The organism is Halalkalibacter akibai JCM 9157 (genome assembly GCF_000513135.1).
GTDB classification, from domain to species: domain Bacteria; phylum Bacillota; class Bacilli; order Bacillales; family Bacillaceae_D; genus Halalkalibacter; species Halalkalibacter akibai.
The window spans coordinates 35520-59014 of record NZ_BAUV01000005.1; the positions used below are offsets into that span (position 1 = coordinate 35520).

A 23495-nucleotide genomic window follows, 5' to 3' on the forward strand; every position below is an offset into this window, starting at 1 on the left:
AGGTTGTATGAAAATTAGTTAAGTAATAAACGGACCTAGAATTAATTAATGGGGAAGTTGTTTGTAGTGTGTCTTTTACTAAAAACGTATAGTGGGGATATATATATCAGTCTTTCCTTATTCTTTTTTATTTTGCGAAACCAGTTGCGCAAGTGATGCGCAAATAGATGAAATCCAGTTGATTTTGTCTTCTTTTGATTAATTAGAGGAATTGAAATTCATTCTTACTCAGGTTGATTCATTCAGTTACCTAAAGTCACATAGATTTTAAATGTAACTTTATTTATACAAGTTTTATAGTGATTATAAAGAAAAAAATTGAACCTTTATTCATTTTTTCTATTGATAAAATTGACTGACTATAGTAATTTAAAATTAAGAAAGCGTTTGCATATTATGGTAGAAGAAACAGTGTTCGTACGTTTTTTTTTATTTATTTGTTTGTGCAAACGTTTTTACAATTTGGTAGGAGGAGATTCGAGAATGGTAAACAGGAAGTATCAAAGGCGTATGTCTATTTTTCTGACTTTTTTAATGTTTTTAAGTGTTTTTACCAGCGCTTTCCCAGCGGTTGCTGCTGGAACAACTGAAACATTACAAAGTCCTATTGTAGACAAAAAAGGCAATGTCACTTTTAATGCTGAACATGAAAATGAAAGTCTTTTTGTAGTTGGAAGTGTGAACGAGTGGGATATTGCAAATGCAATTCCGATGGAAAAGAAAAATGGTGTTTTTTCAACTACAATTAATCTAACACCAAACAGGTACGAATATAAGTTTTCATTAGCTCAAAATTGGAATGAGGGAGATTTTGCAGATCCATTAAATCCTCGTGAAAATGGAGGCAACTCGATCCTTTACGTTCCAGGAGTAAAAGTGGATCAAATTCCAAGTTCAATCGAACAAGGAAGTGAGTTGACATTAAAAGGGGACTTCATTGCTGCTGACGGAAAGACTTCAACGGTAACGCCAAAATGGTCATTAGTTACGGCAGTACCTGGAGTAGAATTGGTAGAAAACGTTTTAACCATTGCGAGTGATGCAGAGGCTGGGAAAACGTTTAAAATTCAAGCTGAACATGATGGTTATTTTTCCGAAAGAGAAGTTTCAATCGTAAGTGGATTAAATGAGTTTATCATTAACTATTACCGCCCAGATGGAAAAGCAGCAAATTGGGATATGTGGATTTGGGGCACTGCCCTAAACGGTGCGGCTTATGAGTTTCAATCGTCTGAAGGAGATTATGCTAAAGCATCTTATAAATTTGTTCAAGATGAAATTAGTGTAATCACAAGACTTGGCAATTGGGACAACCAAGAAATGGAAAGAAAGATCAAGATGCCAGAAGGAGAGAGTAAGGTCGAAGTATGGATCGTTCAGGGTGAATCAGAAGTTTACTATAGTAAGCCAGATCTGAATGTTACTCCAGCTGATCCTCCAACGGTTCGTTTTGTTTATGAGAGAGGAAAGAAAGATTATCTAGACTGGAATATTTGGGTTTGGAATACTGGAGCTCAAAATGGACAGGTTGATTTTAATGAAATAGGCAATGTTGCCATTGCAAATATCGAGGTAGGATCAAGCGCAAGAAGCATGGGCTTTAAGTTGCGTAAGGGTACTGATTGGAGTGTCATTGATGTCGATCAAGACCGTGAAATAACTATAAGTCCAACAGAAAGACTGACAAAAGTATTTGTAAAAGAAGGGCAAGTTGATTTCCGAACGATACCATTTGCCCAAGCTCCTTCAATTGAACAAGGCAACGTTACATTCTTCTATCGCGACGTTGAACTGTATAAGCAAGATGCAATGCACACCATTGATTCAGTTCAAGTAAAGGTTGCAGGACAAGTTTATGACATGACTTACGAAGAAAGAAATGAACGTTTTATTTTTCTTCTTGAGAATCTAGAAGAAGGGTCTTATGAATATACGTATTTAGTCACGAAAGACGGAGTGACGACAGAAGTTTCAGATCCGTATAACCTGAACGCTGACGGTAAATCAGTTATTGATCTTTCGTCTATGGATTTGACGGTTGAAGCTGAAGTTACACCAAATTCGATTACTTATAATGAAAATGCTGTTTTAACTTTAGACGTAACCAATGCAGGTCATAATGTTACTCGTGAAGCGATTAGAAACATGTATGTTGACCTGACCGTTTTAGGTGGAAATAAGCAAACAAAAATTGATCCAGAATTAGGTGCAATTACAATTGCTGTTAGAGACAATGTTTCAACTGGATCGAAGACATTACCAATAACGGTTGTGGACGTTTATGGAGGAACACATCAAGGTGAAGCTGAGATTCATATTGAACCACGTGTCATTAGTGGAGAAGCTGATTTTGACTTTGATGAAGCACGTATTTATTTTATGCTTACAGACCGTTTTGCGGATGGAGACGAGTCGAACAATGTTCATTATGGTTTCGATCCAAATAACCCAGGTTCTTATCAAGGTGGAGATTTCAAAGGAATCACACAAAATCTTGATTATCTAGAAGCACTAGGAATTAACACGATTTGGATTACACCGATTGTGGAAAATGTGTATCACAACGTAAACACAGCCGAAAATCCTTATTATGCCTACCATGGTTATTGGGCATTAGATTTTGAAAAATTAAACCCTCATCTTGGCACATTACAAGATTTTCATGAATTAATTGATGCAGCGAGCGAACGTGGAATAAAGCTGATGGTTGATGTCGTTTTAAATCATTCGGGCTACGGTTTGAAGATGAATGATGGGGATGTTAGCAATCCTCCTAAAAACTTTCCGACAAACGAAGATCGGTTAAGATATGAAAATATGATTCGTCAAGATGGTGGCGATGGAAGTGCGTTAAAAGGGGAACTTGCTGGTTTGCCTGATTTTATCACGGAAGAGAAAGCAGTACGTGAGCAAATCGTTGATTGGCAAGTAGGATGGTTACAAAAAGCCACAACACCTAATGGAAACACAATTGACTTCTTCCGTGTAGATACAGTTAAGCACGTGGAAGATACAACCTGGATGCACTTTAAGAATGAGTTAACTCTTGCGAAACCAGAATTTAAGATGATTGGTGAAGCTTGGGGCGCAGCAGCAAATAATCAATACGTACAACAATATTTAAATTCAGGAATGATGGATTCTTTATTAGACTTTGATTTTAAATATATTGCTCGTGATCTAGTAAATGGGCAAATTGAGTCTGTGAATAGAAGAATTAAAGAGAGAAATGATAGTTTGACCAATACGGCAACATTAGGCCAGTTTTTAGGAAGCCACGACGAAGATGGATTCCTTCATTTAATCAATGATCAAGACACGAGTAAGTTGAAAGTGGCCGCGGCTCTTCAAATTACATCTAAAGGTCAACCAGTCATATATTATGGAGAAGAGCTTGGTTTATCTGGTGAAAATAATTGGCCATTTTATGATAATCGCTATAATATCCCATGGAATGATGTTGAAGGAAATGATGTGTTAACACACTATCAAAAACTATTAAACATTCGCGGTGATCATTCACAAGTATTCTCAAAGGGAACACATGAATTAATTAAAGGAGACAATGCTTCTGGATACATGGTTTTCCAAAGAACGTATAAAGGAGAATCGGTAGTTGTAGGGATCAACACAAAGAAAGAAGCGACAGATATCACTTTTAAAGTTCCGTTTAAAGCAGGAGAAACAGTTGAAGATTTATATAATGCAACCTCTACTACTGTTGGAGCGAGTAAGGAAGTAACGTTAACGCTACCAGGTAGAAAAGAGGGAGGTACGTTTATTCTAGCTTCAAGTGCAGGGGATGACGATGGTCAAGTAACCGTCCCACCAATTGCAGACAACACATTACGTGTTCACTATCAAAGAGAAGACAACCAGTTTGCGAATCTAGGTTTATGGTTGTGGCATGATGTAGCTGCGCCTTCAGAAAACTGGCCTTCAGGTGGGGCACCATTTGTTGCCGAGCAACAAACGGATTACGGAGCTTATGTCGACATTCCATTAAATAAGGATGCCCAAAAAGTAGGATTCCTTGTTTTAAATAGATTAACGGGTGACAAAGATGGGGATGATAAACTAGTTGAACTTTTCTCATCAGAACTCAAGGAAGTGTGGATTAAGCAAGGATCTGATCAAGTATTTATTGTTGAGCCAGTTGATCTTCCTGAAAATACAATCCGTGTTCATTATGAGAGAGCGGACAACAACTATGAGGGTTGGTCAGCTTGGATCTGGGGTGACGTTGTTTCACCTTCAACAGATTGGCCAAACGGTCAAGATGCTAGTGGGGTAGGTAAGTATGGAGCGTATTATGATATTCAATTAACGGATGAGGCAGATGAAATAGGTTTCCTTTTCGTGAATAAAATCACTGGTGAACAAACAGGAGATTATTCGTTCTCATTACTAGAACATGATCAGATTTTCATCAAAGATGGTGATGAGCAAGTGTATACAAATCCATTTGGTTCTGTTCCAACAACACTACTATCTGGAGAAGTTCTTTCTGATACTAAGATTCAGCTTCGTTTCTCGAAAACAGAGGAGCTGACAGAAGAAGGATTACAAGAAGAGATTATCGTTGTTGATCGGAATAGTAATCTAGTTGTAATTGAGCGGGTAACAATTAAAGACAATCATTTAGTTGAATTACATGGCACTTTTGACTTAGAAATGGCACCATTCTCCGTCACTTATGGTGAGCGAACGATTTTGGCAGTTGCTGGTTGGAGAATGATTGATGAAATGTTTGGCTATGACGGTGAACTTGGAGCAACATTACATGGTGATGGTACTGCAACGCTGAAACTCTGGTCACCAAAAGCAGACGATGTTTCAATTGTTTTATATGACAAAGATGATCAGTTTAAGGTCGTAAAAGAAGCAATTCCAATGAGTTTAGGCGATCGTGGTGTTTGGGAAGTGACGCTGAATAAAGGAAATACAGGCGTAGATAGTTTACGAGGTTATTTCTACCATTATGCGATCACTCATGGTGATGAAACGAAACTAGCACTTGACCCATATGCAAAATCAATGGCGACATGGGCAAACGAAGAAAGAGGCGGGAAATTCCCAATCGGTAAAGCGGCGATTGTTGATCTTTCCTCCATTGGACCGGAGTTAGATTTCGCCGAAATTGATGGATTTGAAAAAAGAGAAGATGCGATTATTTATGAAGTTCACGTAAGAGACTTTACTTCAGATCCGAGTATTGAAAAAGAGTTAAACGCTACATTTGGTACATTTAAAGCATTTATTGACAAGCTGGATTACATTGAAGATTTAGGTGTAACTCATATTCAACTCTTACCTGTTATGAGTTACTTCTGGGGAGATGAGTGGGAAAGAAACATCCGTAATTTAGAGTATTCGTCGACAGGAAATAATTATAACTGGGGTTATGATCCACACAGTTATTTCTCACTAACAGGTATGTACTCAGAAAATGCTGATGACCCAGAGCTTCGAATTGCTGAATTTAAAATGTTAATTAATGAGATTCACAAACGCGGAATGGGCGTTGTACTAGATGTGGTATACAACCATACAGCAAGTGTAAATATATTTGAGGATTTAGTACCTAATTACTATCACTTCATGGACGCTGATGGAACAGCGAGAACGAGTTTTGGTGGAGGGCGTTTAGGTACAACTCATAAAATGTCACGTCGAGTGTTAGTTGATTCAATTATGCATTGGGTAAACGAGTATAAAGTTGATGGCTTCCGTTTTGATATGATGGGAGATCACGATGCAGAAAGTATTCAAATTGCCTACGACAAAGCAAAAGAAGTGAACCCTAACATCATCATGATTGGCGAAGGCTGGAGAACGTTCGTCGGTGACGAGGGCGAACCTGTTATGGCTGCAGACCAAGATTGGATGCAACATACAGAGAGTGTAGGAGTCTTCTCAGATGAATTCCGAAACGAATTAAAATCAGGATTTGGATCAGAGGGTCAACCGCGTTTTCTTACTGGAGGAGCTAGAAATATCCAACAAATCTTTGATAATGTTGCAGCAAATCCACATAACTTCAAAGCCACTCATCCAGGAGACGTTGTTCCGTATATTGAAGCACACGACAATTTAACACTTCATGATGTTATTGCTCAGTCGATTAAAAAAGATCCAGAATACCATCAGCAAGAGATTCATCAACGAATTCGTTTAGGAAACTTAATGGTGTTAACGTCACAAGGAACAGCATTTATCCATGCTGGTCAAGAGTTTGGACGGACGAAGCAGTTTAGAACGGAAACTTCCGAAGCGCCGTACAAGTCAACTTACATGGAAGACGAAAAAGGTCAGCCATTTGTTTATCCGTATTTTATCCATGACTCGTATGACTCATCGGATATAATTAATAAATTTGATTGGGAAATGGCAACGAACGCAGAAAAGTTCCCAATTAATCATGTAACAAAGGAATATACAACTGGATTAATTGAGCTTAGACGTTCTAGTGATGCGTTCAGATTAAAAACGATGGCCGAGGTAAACTCGAATGTTTCTCTTATCCATGCACCAGAAATAAATGAGAGAGATTTGGTAATCGGTTATAAAGCTGTTTCATCTGATGAATCTGAAGAATATTTCGTGTTTATTAACGCGGATTCAAAAGAACGAACGCTTACGCTTGCTGACATTGACTTGACAGAGGGTGTTGTTATTGTTGATGGAAACGAAGCAGGGACAAAGGAAGTAAAAGACCCAACTGGTTTTGAACTTTCTGCAGATCACATACAACTTGATCCATTAACTGCAGTGGTAGTTAGGATAGCAAAAAATGGTGACACTTCGGATCCAGGTAAAGGCAAGGTGAAAGAGCCTAAACTAGGAGACAAGAATAAAGACAAAGACAAGAATAAAGACAAAGACAAGAATAAAGACAAAGACAAGAAAAAAGAAAAAAGCACGGATATAGAAAAAGATAAAAGTAAAGTAAAAGAAACGCCGAAAAAATAAGAGCTTTAGTAACTGTTAGTTTGATATTTGGCTTTCCGAGAAGAATTAATTCAAGAAGCAAGAGTGCACTAAAACTGCCACAAGACAACATCAACGAATAAGTGGCTGATTGCAGGTGTAATTTTTTTACTAGCTGGAGTAGTTTTTACTTTTACAAAAATAAATAAAATAACTAGTTTACTAGAGAGAGCAGGCACTTAGTGTCTGCTCTTTTTAATCAAAATAAAATTCGCATAGATTCTAAATATTTATAAAAATGAAATTAAACCTTGGAATTAAAAAAAAAATACAATATAATAAACATACTACCATACCAGTTTGAATTAAATTTGTAATGCACAGTAATTAAAGGGCTTACATATATCAGGGGGTGATTGTTATTGGCTAATTTAAGTACACGAGTGAACGGATCAACAAGAGAATATGTATACAACATCATCCGAGATCAAATTGTTAACTGGAAGTTAGAACCGGGATTAAAGATCTCCGAGAAAGAAGTTGCACAAAGTCTTAATGTGAGTCGTACACCAGTCCGTGAAGCTTTTCTGCAATTGGCTCAAGAGGAGCTAGTTGGAATTTACCCTCAAAGTGGGACGATTATATTAAAAATCGACTTAGATCACGTTAAAGAAGCAAGATTTGTGAGGGAAAAAATAGAAAGAGCGGTCGTTGTAGAGCTTTGTAATGGCATGAATGAAGATACGATTTTTCAGTTAGAAACGAATCTAACGATGCAAAAACTTTGTTTGGAAAAAGGCACGCATCAACGGATGTTTGAGTTAGATGAGGAATTCCATCGAATTTTATTCGAAGGAGTTAATATGAAAAGGACTTGGATTTATTTACGTCAGATGAATAGTCATTTTGATAGACTAAGAGTATTACGTATTGCTTCCAATACGGATTGGGAGGTTGTTGTATCTCAACATGAAGAAATATATAAGTGTATCAGTGAGAAAAATGCAGTTGCTGCTGATAAAGCGATTGAAAAGCATTTAAATTTGGTTGTGTTTGAAACGGCAGAATTAAAGGAACGTTACCCAGATTATTTTAAATAAAATCAATATTTATGAAAGCGGTTTATCTTAATCTCGTATTTTGAAAGGAGTTTAACATGACTATTGAAAATAAACTAAACACTCAAAAAATAACTTCAGAGGAAAGTTATGCTTGTTGGCTACAATATAGAAAAATAACGGATCCTACCTTGGTAGAAAAATTAACAAGTTCTTTATCAAATTTGATCGTCTTAGATCAATCTGAACGACTAACTGCAGCTATTGATGAACTTACTACCGCCATCCAATCTATGCTGGAAGTGAAGCCAGTAACTTTAACCGAACTTGGAGAAGAAAATGGAGTCGTGCTTGCAACAGAAGAAAGTCTGAAATTGAATAATATAGAGCTAGAGTATGATGTAAGTGAGCTGACTGTAGAAGGTTACGTTATTAAATCAGCTCATAACAACATCTACTTAATTGGGAAAACGGATAAAGGTGTTCTTTATGCAGCTTTCCACTTACTACGTTTAGTTCAAGGCAACGAACCGTTAACGAATCTTAATATCATTGAGCAACCGAAAAATAGACTTCGAATGATTAATCAATGGGATAACATGGATGGAAGCATTGAACGTGGTTATGCTGGAAAATCTATTTTCTTTGAAGAAAATAAAATAACTAGCAATTTAGCTAGAATTAAAGATTATGCTCGCTTGCTTTCAAGCGTTGGCATTAATAGTGTATCTATTAACAATGTAAATGTTTTCGAAGTGCCCACTAGACTAATTACGGAAGAATTCTTACCTGAAGTTAAAAATGTGGCAGATATTTTTAGATCTTACGGAATCACAACTTTTCTAAGTATTAACTATGCAAGTCCTATTCAAATTGGTCATTTACACACAGCAGACCCATTAGCACCAGAAGTTCAAGAGTTTTGGAAGGATGTAGCTAATGAGATTTACAAATATGTTCCTGACTTTGGTGGATTTATCGTAAAAGCTGATTCTGAACATCGTCCTGGACCTTTCACATACGATCGAGATCATGCTGAAGGAGCAAATGTGCTTGCGAAAGCTTTAAAGCCCCACGGTGGAATCGTTATATGGAGATGCTTTGTTTATAATTGCTTACAAGACTGGCGCGATCGTACAACGGACCGGGCAAGAGCGGCATACGATAACTTCAAGCCATTAGACGGAAAGTTTCTAGATAATGTCATTTTGCAAGTGAAAAATGGACCAATGGATTTCCAAGTTAGAGAAGCTGTCTCTCCTTTATTAGGAGCGATGCCAAACACTAATCAGGTGTTAGAGTTCCAAGTTACACAGGAGTATACAGGTCAACAGAAAGATCTCTGTTATTTAGTTCCACTTTGGAAAGAGGTATTTGATTTTGATACACATGCTAGAGGGGAAGGTACTACTATTAAGAAAATAACGGAAGGCTCTGTATTTGATTATTCCCATAGCGGAGTTGCTGCTGTTTCTAATATCGGCAATGATGAGAACTGGACTGGGAACACTTTAGCACAAGCCAATTTTTATGGTTATGGCCGATTAATTTGGAATCCAGACCTATCTGCTGAAGAAATAGCATTGGAGTGGATTGAAGCTACTTTTGGAAATGACCCAAAAGTTGTAGAAACGGTTTCAAAAATGCTTCTACAATCTTGGGAAATTTATGAAAATTATACAACACCTCTAGGAATTGGTTGGATGGTGAATCCAAATCATCACTACGGTGTAAATGTAGATGGTTATGAGTACTCCGTTTGGGGAACTTATCACTTTGCGGACCTTAATGGTTTAGGAGTAGACAGAACAGTTGCAACAGGTACTGGCTATACGAATCAATATTTCTCTCCTAATAGCGAAATGTACGAATCACTTGAAACATGTCCAGATGATTTATTACTATTCTTCCATCACGTGCCGTACACACATCAGTTAAAAACAGGAAAAACGGTTATTCAGCATTTCTATAACACTCACTTTGAAGGTGTAGAACAGGTCGAGGGATTAATAGAAAGCTGGATAAAACTAGAAGGGAAAATTGACAAGATCAGATTTGCGAACGTCTTAGAAAGACTTCAGCTTCAATTAATTAATGCCAAAGAATGGCGTGACCAATTTAACACTTACTTCTTTAGAAAATCAGGTATTGCCGATGAAAAAAATAGAAAAATCTATTAAAAATTAACGAGATTAGTTAAAGTCATAAAAATGTTAAAAAGAGGGTGCTTTTTGTTCCCTCTTTTTCATTTCTTAATCTGTTAAGGATTCTTTTAAAATGTTCACAAAGAAAGAGGGGAGATTATGCCAACTACAGGTTTTATGGGTGGGTTTTACCGAGTATCCGAATGGATCATGCGCTTAGCCTATGTTAATTTACTGTGGATCTTATTTGCATTACTAGGGTTAGTTTTATTTGGTCTTATGCCTGCCACTATTGCAGCGTTCGCTGTTATTAGAAAATGGTTTATGGGAGAAGGCGACATTCCTATTTTTAAAACCTTTTTTTCTATTTATAAAGAAAGCATTATAAAAGCTAATATTTTAGGGTTTATTTTAAGTGTTATCACTTTCATTCTTTATATTGATTTTCTATTTGTAAGAACATTAGATGGTCTATTTCAAATAATAATGACGGTTGCTTTAATGACGGTTAGCTTACTTCTATTAATAACCGTTTGTTATATTTTTCCTGTTTACGTCCACTATCAGTTGAAGCTAACCGACTATCCGAAAAACTCATTAATGATAGGGCTATTAAATCCATTATCAACGCTTACGATGATCGGTGGGCTTTTGATTTTATATCAGATATACGTTTATATACCAGGGCTCATCCCTTTTTTTGGTACTAGCTTGATAGTTCTTTCTTTAATGGGACCTGCGTACTTTAGTTTTAAAAAGATAGAATCAAAAAAAGAAAAACTTTTAGAACAATAGAAGCGAAAATTCCTAAAGAGGTGATTAAATTTGGATTTTAAGTTTAAAGAAATGAGCCCAGTAGACAATTATGAACTTACTAAAAAATATAACTTAAAAGAATTCCTCTATCCAAATATCCACACTGATTTTGAACTTTACGGAATGCATCTTCGTTCTGTGAAGGAATCATGGATGTATCCTGAACACGAACATGCGAAATATGAAATCAACATAGTACTAGATGGATGTCAACTTTTCAATGTTAATGGCACTCACTATACTCAAAACGCTGGGGATATTATGTTTTTAAAACCTGGCGATGTTCATTCTAGTAGTGGAAAAAAAGGAGCGGGAACGTTTTCCTATTTTTGCCTTCACTTTCATATTGATGATAAATTATTTCTCCCGTACATAGACTTAGATTCAAATAACCATTATTATCATGCGAGCTCTGGTTTCTCTCGCCATGTTCGTCCTTACTTAGATCGACTAATTGAAACATGTAAAACAGCTAATTTAAGTCTTATAGAGAAGATGCAAATCCATTCAATTTTATTTGAACTGCTAGGTGTGTTAGCTAGTCTTTTTTCCAAATATAAAGGAGATAGCGACAAAGCAACAGACCGTTGTGCAGAATTAGCTTATAAAATTGCTGATCAGATTGACAAAATGGTTAGGCAACCTTGTAGTGATAATGAAAATATATTAAAGATTGAAGACATTGCCTCAGAATTAAAAATAAGTTTATCTTATTGTAACAAGGTCTTTAAAAGTGTATATAATATGTCGCCAAGGCAGTACTTATCGTTTAAAAAGCTCAATGAATCAAAGAATTTGTTAGCGAATAAGGAATATAGTATTGAACAAATTTCTATCATGACAGGTTATTATGACGTTGCTCACTTTAGTAGACAATTTAAGCGCTGGACAGGCCTCACACCTAGTCAGTACAGAAAAGGCAATATCTATAGACCTATGAAACGGTAAATAATATAGGCTGACTGGACTACTTAAGTTCATTTTTGGCCTTTTTTTTGTATGAAAAAATACAAATTTGTAAGAGCTTTAATTTATAGTAAGAGCATGTGATTGATGGAGGAGAGAAGGTAAATTTCAAATTGTTCTCTTCAAAACATTGATACTACTGTAATCTATCTAAATAGGTTAGGAATGAAGTTTTTAATTAAGATTAACTATTTTTTGTAAAATTAATCAAAAATTAGTGTTGAAATGGGTAAGGAAATAGACTGAAAATTACATAGATTAAAGGTAAAGCTGTTGTTATAATAAGACTAATCGAACTTGTATGGTAGTATATTAAAAAGTTAATTATAGCAGTTCAAGATGGTTGATTTATTATTTAGCTTTAGTTTTGAAAGCGTTTTAATTGTTTTTTTACAGAATTAATATCTCAACAAAAAGGTGTGATTATGTATGGAGGTAATGACAAAAACGGATCCAAGCAAACAGATTGAAGTTTCCCGTACAAAAGAAAAATTCAAGAAAATAATGCAGTACCGCTGGCTTTATATTTTTATGCTACCCGGACTTCTTTTCTTTTTGATTTTTAGATACGGTCCAATGTGGGGATTGATCATGGCGTTTAAGGATTACCGTCCTCATCTAGGATTAATGGCTAGTGAGTGGGTGGGGTTTGCACACTTTGAACGATTTTTCTCTTTACCGGATTTCTGGATGTTGTTCCGAAACACGCTTCTTTTAGCCTTATATGATCTAGTAATCTTTTTCCCGTTAACGATTATTTTAGCGTTAATGTTAAACGAAATTACTAGAGAGTGGTTTAAGCGCAGTGTTCAAACAATTGTGTATGTCCCGTACTTTCTTTCATGGGTAGTTATTGTTGGAATCACACATATTCTTCTTTCAACTGAAGGTGGATTAGTTAATGAAATAATTAGACAAACAGGTGAAGGCGGAGCAGTTCATTTTTTAACAAGCACGGATTGGTTCCGACCACTTATTGTTTTGCAGATGATTTGGAAAGATGCTGGGTGGGGAACGATCATCTTTTTAGCTGCATTAGCCGGAGTTAACCCAGCTCTATACGAAGCAGCTAAAATCGACGGGGCATCAAGACTTAGAATGATCTGGCACATTACCCTTCCTTCTATCCGAAACATCATCGTCATCCTACTCATTTTAAGGTTAGGTAACTTCTTAGATTTAGGGTTTGAACAAATATTCTTAATGGTAAACTCATTGAACCGAGAAGTTGGTGAAGTCTTTGATACGTATGTATATCGAGTCGGTCTACTACAAGGACAATTTAGTTATAGTGCCGCTGTTGGATTATTTAAATCTGCAGTAGGGTTAGTTCTAGTACTAGGTGCCAACTGGATTGCTAAGAAGTTTGGTGAAGAAGGACTTTATTAGGGGGGAACAACGATGTTACAACATAAAACTTTTTCAGAAAAAGTTTTCGATTCTATGAATTATATCCTTTTAACAATATTTTCTTTATTGTGTATTTTACCATTTGTTTATGTAGTAATTGCATCATTTTCAACGAGTAACTCAGTGATTCCATCTGGTTTTACCCTAGATGCTTACAAATATATCTTCACAACGAACACATTTGTTAGAAGTTTAGGAGTTTCATTTTACATTACGATTCTTGGAACAACTTTAAGTATTATCGCAACAGCGTTAATGGCTTATGCCTTATCCTTCAGAGATTTACCAGGAAGAAAATGGATTACGCTTGGTGTTATTTTCACAATGCTGTTCCAAGGTGGAATGATCCCAACCTATATCGTTGTTCGTAACCTTGGTTTAATTGATACGTATTGGTCATTAATTTTACCAGGATTAGTAAGTGCTTTTTACCTTATCATTATGAGAGGCTTCTTCCAAAATATCCCGGGAGAGTTGATCGAATCAGCTAAGATTGATGGCGCAAATGATGTGAAAATTTTGCTTCGAATTGTACTGCCTTTATCACTTCCAGTTATCGCAGCGATCTCAATGTTTTATGCTGTAGGAATTTGGAATCAGTATTTTAATGCTGTTATGTACTTGAATTCACCAGAAAAATGGCCTGTTCAAGTTGTCTTAAGACAAGTCGTTATTTTAGCTACTGGAAGTATCGGAGATGAAAGTGCAATGGATGCAGATTCAAATATTGTAGGTCAAGGATTGAAGATGGCAGTAGTAGTCGTCTCTATGTTACCGATTTTAATCGTTTATCCATTCATTCAAAAGCATTTTGCAAAAGGAATGTTATTAGGTTCGGTAAAAGGATAATTCTCTTAGAAGTTGTTGAAGAGAGTATCATTTTATAAATTGAGTAGAAAAAAACGGAGGGTTCATTTATGGGGAAAGTTAAAAAGTATTCATTTATGTTGTTAATTGCTCTTATGACTGTGCTTGTTGTAGTTGCTTGTAGTAATAATGAAGAATCATCAGCACCATCTGAGGCAGATGGTTCAACTGACGGCGAAACAGCAGTAGACAGTAACCAACCTTTAGACATCAAACTAGTGTTAAACTTTGATGGAGTAGAAGCTCCTTCAAGTGGAAATGATGTAGAAACAAAAATTGAAGAGTTAACAAATTCTAATTTAGAAATTACTCATATGGTTAGTGCAAACTTTTGTGAACGCTTACCAGTATTAATCGCTTCTGGAGATTTACCTGATGTCATCCCTAGTTGTGGTGCGCCTACTCAACCATACTTAATAAGTGCAATGCAGGATGGTGTGTTCTGGGAAGTGGGCCAATACCTTGAGCAGTTCCCGACTTTAGCTTCTATGCCTGATATTGTCTATGACAATGTTAAAGTAAATGATGAACTATACGGACTTCCTCGTTACAGACCATTATCACGTTTCGTAACAATGTATCGTAAAGATTGGTTAGATAACCTAGGAATTGCAGAGCCTACAAATCACGAGGAACTTCTTGAAGCTTATCGTGCAGTAACAAACAATGATCCAAATGGTTCTGGCACAAAAGATACACGTGGTTTAACTTCAGTTTCTTTACCAGGTGACTTTGGACCAGACTTTGGTATTGGCTTCGGTGCTCCAAATGAGTGGGAAGTTGATGAAAACGGTAGTTTTACAAGAAATCATGAAACACCTGAGTTTTTAGAAGCACTTAAGTTCACTAAGCAATTAGTTGAAGAAGGTTTAGTAAATAGTGACTTAGTAGCTCCAGACCGTACTACACGTGAAGCGGATTTTGAAAATGGCATTTCTGGTTTCTGGGCTGCCTCTACAAATAACGTAGTTTCTATTGCAAGTCGTCTTCAAGCTAATCACCCTGAGGCAGAGGTAGGTCTTTACAACGCTTTAGTTGGGGAAACAGGTGAAAAGCGTTTACCGAGTATGTTCGGTTCTAATGGTATTTTAATGTTCCCGAAAGCAACTGTTAAAACAGAAGAAGATTTACTAGCTATTTTAGGTTTCTTTGAAGAGTTAGCTTCAAACCAAGAAGCAATTGATTTACTTGCTTGGGGATTTGAAGGCGTTCATCATGAGTTAGTTGATGGTAAGCCAAGCTATATTGATTATGATCAGTATATGACAGATGTTGGTTTCGGTTACCGCTTCCCATTAGTAACAGCACCAATTGATGACACAATGACGCAAGGTGACTTATCAGAACTTGAGCAACTTGTAAGACAAATAGAAGTCGAAAATAATGATCTAGTTGTTGTAGATCCTTCTATTAATCTAGTATCTGAAGTTCGCAATAACCTAGGTGCAGACCTAGATCAATTAATCAATGATGCGAAGTTCCGTTTTGTAACGGGTGCTATTGATGAAGATGGTTGGAATGCAGCGGTACAACAATGGAGAGATCGTGGTGGTGACGACGTTCGCGAAGATTTAGAAAGATTATAGCAGAGCGTAATAATTAATAATCATATTTTCGAAAAATAGCCACTAATCTTTTTAAAAGAGGTCTGATCAATAGTTCTATCATTGATCAGACCTTTTAGCATAAACTTAATTAAAACAAGGGAAGAGTGATGACATGACAACTCAATTAATGGATGCAGCGGTAATGGATAAACCGATGTCTATTGCGATCAAACAAATTGAAATTCCAGTTCCAAAAGAAGATGAGGCATTAGTCAAAGTGTATTGTATAGGTGTTTGTGGTTCGGATGTACACTACTATGAACACGGTAAAATTGGTAGATACATAGTCGAAAAACCGATTATATTAGGGCATGAATTAGCTGGTGAAGTTGTTCAAATTGGTGAGCAAGTGACGAATGTTTCTGTTGGGGACAGAGTCGCGGTCGAACCAGGAGTAACATGCGGACGTTGCGAACACTGTAAATCTGGCAGATACAATTTATGTCCTGATGTTGTTTTCATGGCAACCCCGCCAGTAGATGGTGCTTGGGCCGAGTATGTAACCGTTCGGAGTGATTTTTTATTTAAACTGCCCGATACGATGAGTTATGAGGAAGGTGCTTTACTAGAACCTCTTTCCGTTGGTTTTCATGCTATGAAAAGAGGCCGGGTAACTGCAGCAGACCGCTTATTTATTTCTGGTCTTGGCCCAATTGGTTTACTCGCTGCACAGTCTGCTCAACTTTTAGGAGTAACAGAAATATATGCGACGGATGTCCTTCCCTTTAGACAATCATTGGCTAAAGAGATGGGAATTACAGTGATAGATCCTTCGAAGGAGAACGTGAAAGCTAGAATTGAGGATTTAACAGAAGGGAAAGGAATAGACGTGATAGTTGAGACTTCTGGAAATGCTAGAGCCATTTCCGATACAGTGAACCTTGTTAAACGTGGCGGTCGTATTGTTTATGTTGGCATGCCTGTTGCTGATGAAGTTCCTATTAATATGAATCAGCTAATTGATTCTGAGTTAGATGTTTACGGAATTTTCCGTTATGTAAATACGTACCCAGCTGCTATACAAGCATTGAGTCGATCTAATGTAGATATCACAAAAGTGATTACCCATAAAGTAAGTTTAAAGAACATAGAAGAAGGTATTGATATTGCTAGATTACAAAAAGATACAAGTATCAAAGTTATGATTTATCCTAATTTATAAAGTTAAACAATTGATAGGAGGAGAACAACATGGCATTTATTCAAAACCCTGTGTTAAAGGGATTTAATCCTGATCCATCGATCATTCGCGTAGAGGATGATTATTATATTGCAACTTCTACCTTTGAATGGTTTCCTGGAATTCAGATTCATCACTCAAGAGACTTAGTTAATTGGAAGTTGATCACACATCCACTCAGTCGACAGTCTCAGCTTGATATGGTAGGAAATCCTGATTCGGGCGGAGCATGGGCACCTTGTTTAAGTTATGATAATGGAACTTTTTACTTGATCTACACAGATGTAAAAAGTCATGCAGGTGGATTTAAGGATACTCATAATTACTTAACAACAGCTACTTCTATTATGGGCCCTTGGTCGGAACCTATTTATTTAAATAGTAGTGGTTTTGATCCATCATTATTTCATGATGATGATGGAAGAAAGTGGCTTGTAAATATGGTCTGGGATCATAGAAAAGGAAAAAATTCGTTTGGTGGAATTCTGCTACAGGAATATTCAGCAGAGGAACAGCGCTTAGTCGGACCGATTCAAAACATATTTAAAGGAACTGAAATTGGTTTAACTGAGGCCCCTCATCTTTACAAAAGAGATCAATACTATTATTTAATGACAGCAGAAGGTGGAACTCGTTTGAAACACGCGGTAACAATGGCCAGGTCTACATCTATATGGGGACCGTACGAGGTTGACCCGAATAACCCTATGCTAACGTCTTATCAAAAACCTGAACTTGCCCTTCAAAAAGCAGGCCATGCTAGTATCGTTCAAACCCAGGAAGGTGAGTGGTATTTAGCACATTTATGTGGCAGACCGCTCGAACCGTCGGGTAACTGCAACTTGGGAAGAGAAACAGCGATTCAAAAATGTGAGTGGACAGAAGATGGTTGGTTGAAGATTGTCGGAGATGATGCACAAGTCAAAGTAGAAGCACCTGATTTACCTGTGCATTCTTTTGAAACGGAGCCAATTAAAGACGATTTTAACGATGATGTGTTAAACATTCACTTAAATTCGCTAAGAGCACCGGTGGAAGAAAATTGGGCATCATTAAGCGTGCGAGCTGGGCATTTACGTTTAATTGGAAGAGAATCTCTAAACTCAATTCATAAACAAAGCTTAATCGCTCGAAGACAACAAGCGTTTCAAGTAAATGTTGAAACCGTTGTGGAATTTTCACCTGAAAATTTTCAACAAATGGCCGGATTAGTCTATTACTACAACACAAAAAACTATTACTACCTTCATATTAGCCATGATGAGGAGTTAGGGAAATCACTTGGAATCATGTCTAACACAAAGGGATTATATGACGAACCGTTAGATGGCAGGATTGCAATTGAAGACTGGGATCGTTGTTATTTAAAAGCAATATTAAACTATTCAGATTTACAATTCTACTATTCGAAAGATGGAAAAGAGTGGATCGCCATTGGTCCTGTTTTAGATGCTAGTACGATTTCTGATGAAAATGCGGAGATTAATATTAATGGATTTTTCTTAGATCAAGGTTTTACTGGTGCATATATTGGATTGTGTGTACAAGATTTAAGTGGGCAGAGGAAGCATGCAGACTTTGACTTTTTTATATATGAAGAACTTGGTGAATAGCATGGCTGGAGCTTACAGAAAGGTGTCAAACGACGCTATTCTGTAACTCCTACGCTATGATTTGTTTATAGAGGGAGTTGAGGAAATAAATGAATCAGAAAATACTTTTTAACGAAGGATGGAAATTTGCGAAAAGTAGTTTAGATGTTTCAGAAAGTAGAAACTTAAAGTTCACACCGGTTGATCTACCTCATGATTGGCTCATAAACAATACACTAGATTTATATGAAAATAGTATAGGGTGGTACCGCAAGACATTTTCCTATTCGAAAAAAGAAGAGGAGGTTCTTCTTTATTTTGATGGAGTATATTTCAATTCCTCGCTTTATGTAAATCAGCAATTCATTGGAGAATGGAAGAGTGGGTATTCTTCTTTTGAACATGAGATAACGGATGCGCTCGTTGAAGGGGACAATGAGATCCTAGTTAAAGTCGTACATGAAAGTCCAAACAGTAGATGGTACTCTGGAGCTGGTATTTACCGAAATGTTTGGTTAAAAACAAGAGATGAAAATCATATTAAGACAGATGGAATTTACATAACGACAAAAGAAACAAAGAGTGGTTGGGAAGTAGAAGTTGATACAGAATTGAATATGAATCAGGTTGTTAAGCTTTCTCATACGATTATGTATCAAGGTGAAACCATCACCACGTCTTCAGAAAAAATCGAACAGCTTAATTCTTTGAATCAGCAAACATTGATTGTTGTTGAGCCGTTGTTATGGAGTACAGAAAAACCTAATCTTTATCAACTTGTCACGAACTTAGAAGTTGAGTTAACAGATGAAAGTGGTAAGAAAGAGCTGAAAAAAATAGAGTTAATCTCTCAAAATATTGGATTCAAAACGGTTTTCCTCAATCCCAACAACGGTTTTTATTTAAACGGAAATAGAATGAAGTTAAATGGAGTGTGTGAGCACCATGATTTAGGAGCTTTAGGAGCCGCCTTTAATACAGCAGCTTTGAGAAGAAGATTGATCATTCTAAAAGAGATGGGTGTAAATGCAATTAGAACCGCTCATAACGTGCCTGCAGTCGAGCTAATGGATTTAGCAGATGAAATGGGACTTCTAATTGTATCAGAAGTTTTTGATATGTGGGAAAGGCCGAAAACTAAATATGACTTCTCGCGTTTTTTTAAAGAGTGGGCTCATAGTGAAGTGAAGAGTTGGGTGTTAAGAGATCGAAATCATCCAAGTTTGCTTATGTGGAGTATTGGAAATGAAATTTACGATACACATGCTGATGAAAGAGGACAAGAACTAACAAAAATGCTAATGGATTATGTTTTACAATTCGATCCAAATAGAAATGCCGTAGTTACAATCGGTTCGAACTATATGCCATGGGAAAATGCACAAAAATGTGCAGATCTCGTTAAAGTGGCAGGATATAATTACGCCGAAAAATATTATCAAAAGCATCATGAAGAGCATCCTGATTGGGTCATTTACGGAAGTGAAACGTCGTCCGTTGTCCAAAGTCGTGGAATCTACCATTTTCCATTTGAACAGTCGATTTTAGCAGATGATGATGAACAATGCTCTTCACTTGGTAATAGCCTACAAGTTGGGGGGCAAAATCACCAGAAGCTTGCATTATAGCGGAAAGAGACACGCCTTTTTCATTGGGACAATTTTTATGGACGGGATTTGATTACGTTGGTGAACCTACGCCATATCACACGAAAAACTCTTATTTCGGTCAAATTGATACGGCTACTTTTAAGAAAGATGCCTACTACATATATCAATCTGCGTGGACAGATTATAAGACCAAACCAATGGTTCATATATTCCCTTACTGGGACTTCAACCCTGGCCAAATGATTGATGTTCGTGTTTGTTCCAATGCTCCAAAAGTAGAACTTCAGTTCAACGGAATAACAGTTGGAACTCATGATATTGATCATGATCATGGAACGCAGCTTGTTGGTTGGTGGAAACTCCCATATGAAGAAGGAGAGCTAACAGCGATCGCTTACGATGAAACAGGCAAGGTAATTGCTACTGAAGTAAAGAAATCTTTCAAAGATGCGAAGCGGATCTGTTTGAATGCAGATACAGAGACAATTACCGCAAACGGAACGGACTTACTATTTGTAGAAATTACAATGCATGATGAAAACGGCAATCCAGTAGAAAACGCTAATAACCGAGTTCACGTCAATGTTACTGGAGCTGGCCGATTAATTGGCCTTGATAATGGCGATAGTACGGATTACGACCAGTATAAAGGTAGAAGCAGAAGGCTATTCAGTGGGAAGCTAATGGCTATTCTTGGAGCAACATTAGAACCAGGCAAAATCAATATTGAAGTTTCGTCCAATGGTTTAGAAAACGTTATTACACAATATCAATCTAACCCGGCAGCTGAGGGCAACTTAGGTGGCATAACAGCACACCTAGAAAATCATGATTTGCCAGTTTTAATGGGGAATCAAGACGAGATCCCACTTCGTAAAATTGAATTAATTAGTGATTCAGGACAGCTGTTTGATCACTTCAAACAAGAAATGGTTGTACGTGCAAAGTTACATCCAGAAAATACGTCTTATCAAGCTGTTGAGTGGAGTGTCGTAAATGACGCTGGAATTGAGTCAAATATTTCAAAAGTTGAAGTTTCAGGACATGAAGTAAAAGTTCTTGCTTTAGGCGACGGCGAGTTCAGACTTCGTTGTACAAGTAAGAATGGTACAGACAAAACAAAGCTTATTTCTGAATTGGAACTTAGTGCAACAGGACTTGGAACAGCTTTTAAAGATCCATATGGATTTATTTCTGCAGGACTTTATGATTATAGCAAAGGTGAAGTCGGAAACGGGAATGAGCGAGGAGTTGCGACAAGTAGAGATGGAGAAACTCAAGTAGGGTTCCATGATATCGACTTTGGGGTATACGGATCTGATCAAATTACTATGCCGATTTTTGCTTTAACGAGTGAGGAGTACCCTATGCAAATTTGGGAAGGAATGCCGGGTGAAGTAGGAAGCGAATTACTAGCAGATGTTATCTATCAAAAGCCATCAAAATGGAATGTATATCAAGAAGAGACATATCAGTTATCCAAAAGACTAAAGGGAATCACGTCCATTTGTTTTGTACTTCGTCAAAAGGTTCATATTAAAGGGTTTTCTTTTGAAAAGTTGAACAGAGGTTTTGAACAAAATAAGGCTACTGAATGTGATCGTATTTACGGTGATACATTTACATTAACGGACAATAGTGTGACAGGCATCGGAAACAATGTCTCTTTAGAATTTGAGGATATGGACTTTACAGAAGCAGGTACGACCAAGCTGGTCATTTACGGACATTCACCAATTGATAAAAATACGATTCATATACGTTTTGAAAGTGAAATAGAGGAAACAAATCAAATCGTTGAATTCACTGAATCTAATAGTTATGAGGAGAGAGTGTTTAAATTAGAAAAGATAACTGGGGTCCAAAAAGTAACCTTTATATTCCTGCCAGGTTGTAATTTTGATTTTGGCTCGTTCCGGTTTGAACGCTAGCTAAATAGTTTTATTGGGGCTATCTTAAAATATTATGATTTCCACACACTCATTCCACCTTACTAGAAGTAAACCCTATGAATATTTAATTAAAGGAGCAACAGGGTCTTAATATGCTAACTGAGAAAATCTAAATACAAATAAATGGCTGATGCTTGTCTCTAAAGCATCAGCCATTCTTTTTAAAATACCTTATCACCATTAAAAATCGAATTTTTCACAACCACGTAATCAACATGGCGAATGGCATCTAATTTATTTCCACCTGCATAAGAAATAGATGATTGAAGATCTTGCTCCATTTCTTTTAATGTATCTTCTAAAGAACCTTTATGTTCCACGTAAATTTTCTTGCCTTCCACATTCTTCTTCTCACCTTTTTGAAATTCTGAAGCTGAGCCAAAGTATTCTTTACAAAGCTTCCCATCTTTTTCGATCGTTTGACCTGGGGATTCTTCATGACCCGCAAATAATGAACCGATCATGACCATAGAAGCCCCAAATCGAATCGATTTTGCGATATCACCGTGTGTGCGAATTCCGCCGTCAGCAATAATTGGCTTACTCGCCGCTTTAGAACACCATCGTAACGCTGCTAGTTGCCAACCACCTGTGCCAAATCCAGTTTTAATCTTGGTGATACAAACCTTTCCTGGGCCTATCCCTACTTTAGTCGCATCAGCTCCAGCATGTTCTAACTCTCTGACAGCTTCTGGTGTACCGACATTTCCAGCAATAACAAAACTTTCAGGGATATGTTTCTTAATGTGCTGAATCATTTCAATGACTGCATTAGAGTGACCATGTGCAATGTCAATTGTAATAAATTCAGGCTTTAATTGTTCTTCCTTAAGCTGTTCAATAAAGCGATATTCTTCGTCTTTAACGCCGACACTAATGGAAGCAAGCAAACCACGTGATTGCATATCTTTAATAAACGCTACACGTTTTTCTGGTTGAAAACGATGCATAATATAGAAATAGCCATTTTCAGCTAAATAAACAGCTAACTTTTCGTCTAAGATTGTCTGCATATTCGCAGGAACAACCGGTAACTTAAAAGTATGTCCACCTAACGTAACAGATGTGTCGCATTCTGAGCGACTACCTACGATGCTTTTTGCGGGAATTAGTTGAATATCTTCGTAATCAAACACATTATCCATGAGTTACACCTCTATATAAAATTAGTAGAACGAAATGAATAGTCCTTTCAGATAATAATCAAAATTATGGCAACTTGTCAATTATAAAGTTAGGGTCACCAGTTGTATACAGCCTTATTCATTTAGCTGTCTTTCGAAGTGAATACATTTTTTCCTATTGAATAAGGAAAAAAATTAAGAAAAAACTAATCAGGATTAATGATAAAGGGGGGATTGTA

At 36.8% G+C, this 23495-nt stretch carries 11 protein-coding genes and 1 pseudogene; 11 read left to right on the top strand and 1 reads right to left on the bottom strand.

Translation table 11 applies throughout. From position 1 onward, the window contains the following. Window positions 1-483 precede the first annotated feature (483 nt). From JCM9157_RS23235 to JCM9157_RS04695, 11 genes and pseudogenes are all read left to right on the top strand, one after another. Window positions 484-6972, top strand: a complete 6489-nt coding sequence (locus JCM9157_RS23235) for a pullulanase (RefSeq protein WP_052012943.1) — start codon at window positions 484-486, stop codon at window positions 6970-6972. 380 nt (window positions 6973-7352) lie between these two features. Beyond that, window positions 7353-8030 carry a GntR family transcriptional regulator gene (locus JCM9157_RS04650; RefSeq protein ID WP_148296807.1) on the top strand — a complete coding sequence of 226 codons (678 nt, stop codon included), beginning with the start codon at window positions 7353-7355 and terminating at the stop codon, window positions 8028-8030. Window positions 8031-8086: 56 nt separating this feature from the next. Beyond that, entirely contained in the window at window positions 8087-10168 is a 2082-nt protein-coding gene (locus JCM9157_RS04655; RefSeq protein ID WP_035662700.1) for an alpha-glucuronidase family glycosyl hydrolase, read from the top strand. A gap of 123 nt (window positions 10169-10291) precedes the next feature. Next, a complete protein-coding gene (locus JCM9157_RS04660; protein ID WP_035662704.1) occupies window positions 10292-10927 on the top strand; it encodes a YesL family protein in 636 nt (211 codons plus the stop codon). A gap of 30 nt (window positions 10928-10957) precedes the next feature. After that, on the top strand, window positions 10958-11896 hold the full coding sequence (locus JCM9157_RS04665) for an AraC family transcriptional regulator (RefSeq protein WP_052012944.1): 939 nt from the start codon (window positions 10958-10960) through the stop codon (window positions 11894-11896). 456 nt (window positions 11897-12352) lie between these two features. Beyond that, a complete protein-coding gene (locus JCM9157_RS04670; protein ID WP_035662830.1) occupies window positions 12353-13303 on the top strand; it encodes an ABC transporter permease in 951 nt (316 codons plus the stop codon). A gap of 12 nt (window positions 13304-13315) precedes the next feature. Continuing rightward, entirely contained in the window at window positions 13316-14173 is an 858-nt protein-coding gene (locus JCM9157_RS04675) for a carbohydrate ABC transporter permease (protein ID WP_035662706.1), read from the top strand. A 68-nt stretch (window positions 14174-14241) separates the two neighbouring features. Then, window positions 14242-15777: an extracellular solute-binding protein gene (locus JCM9157_RS04680; protein ID WP_035662708.1), complete on the top strand. Its 1536-nt coding sequence runs from the start codon at window positions 14242-14244 to the stop codon at window positions 15775-15777. 133 nt (window positions 15778-15910) lie between these two features. Then, entirely contained in the window at window positions 15911-16960 is a 1050-nt protein-coding gene (locus JCM9157_RS04685; protein ID WP_035662710.1) for an NAD(P)-dependent alcohol dehydrogenase, read from the top strand. A gap of 29 nt (window positions 16961-16989) precedes the next feature. Beyond that, window positions 16990-18591, top strand: a complete 1602-nt coding sequence (locus JCM9157_RS04690) for a glycoside hydrolase family 43 protein (protein WP_035662711.1) — start codon at window positions 16990-16992, stop codon at window positions 18589-18591. A gap of 89 nt (window positions 18592-18680) precedes the next feature. Continuing rightward, window positions 18681-22111, top strand: a pseudogene (locus tag JCM9157_RS04695) (glycoside hydrolase family 2 TIM barrel-domain containing protein). 182 nt (window positions 22112-22293) lie between these two features. On the opposite strand, the gene guaC reads toward JCM9157_RS04695, so the two are convergent. After that, window positions 22294-23277 (bottom strand): GMP reductase, encoded by a 984-nt coding sequence (guaC, locus tag JCM9157_RS04700; protein WP_035662713.1) that lies wholly within the window; start codon window positions 23275-23277, stop codon window positions 22294-22296. Window positions 23278-23495: the final 218 nt, after the last annotated feature.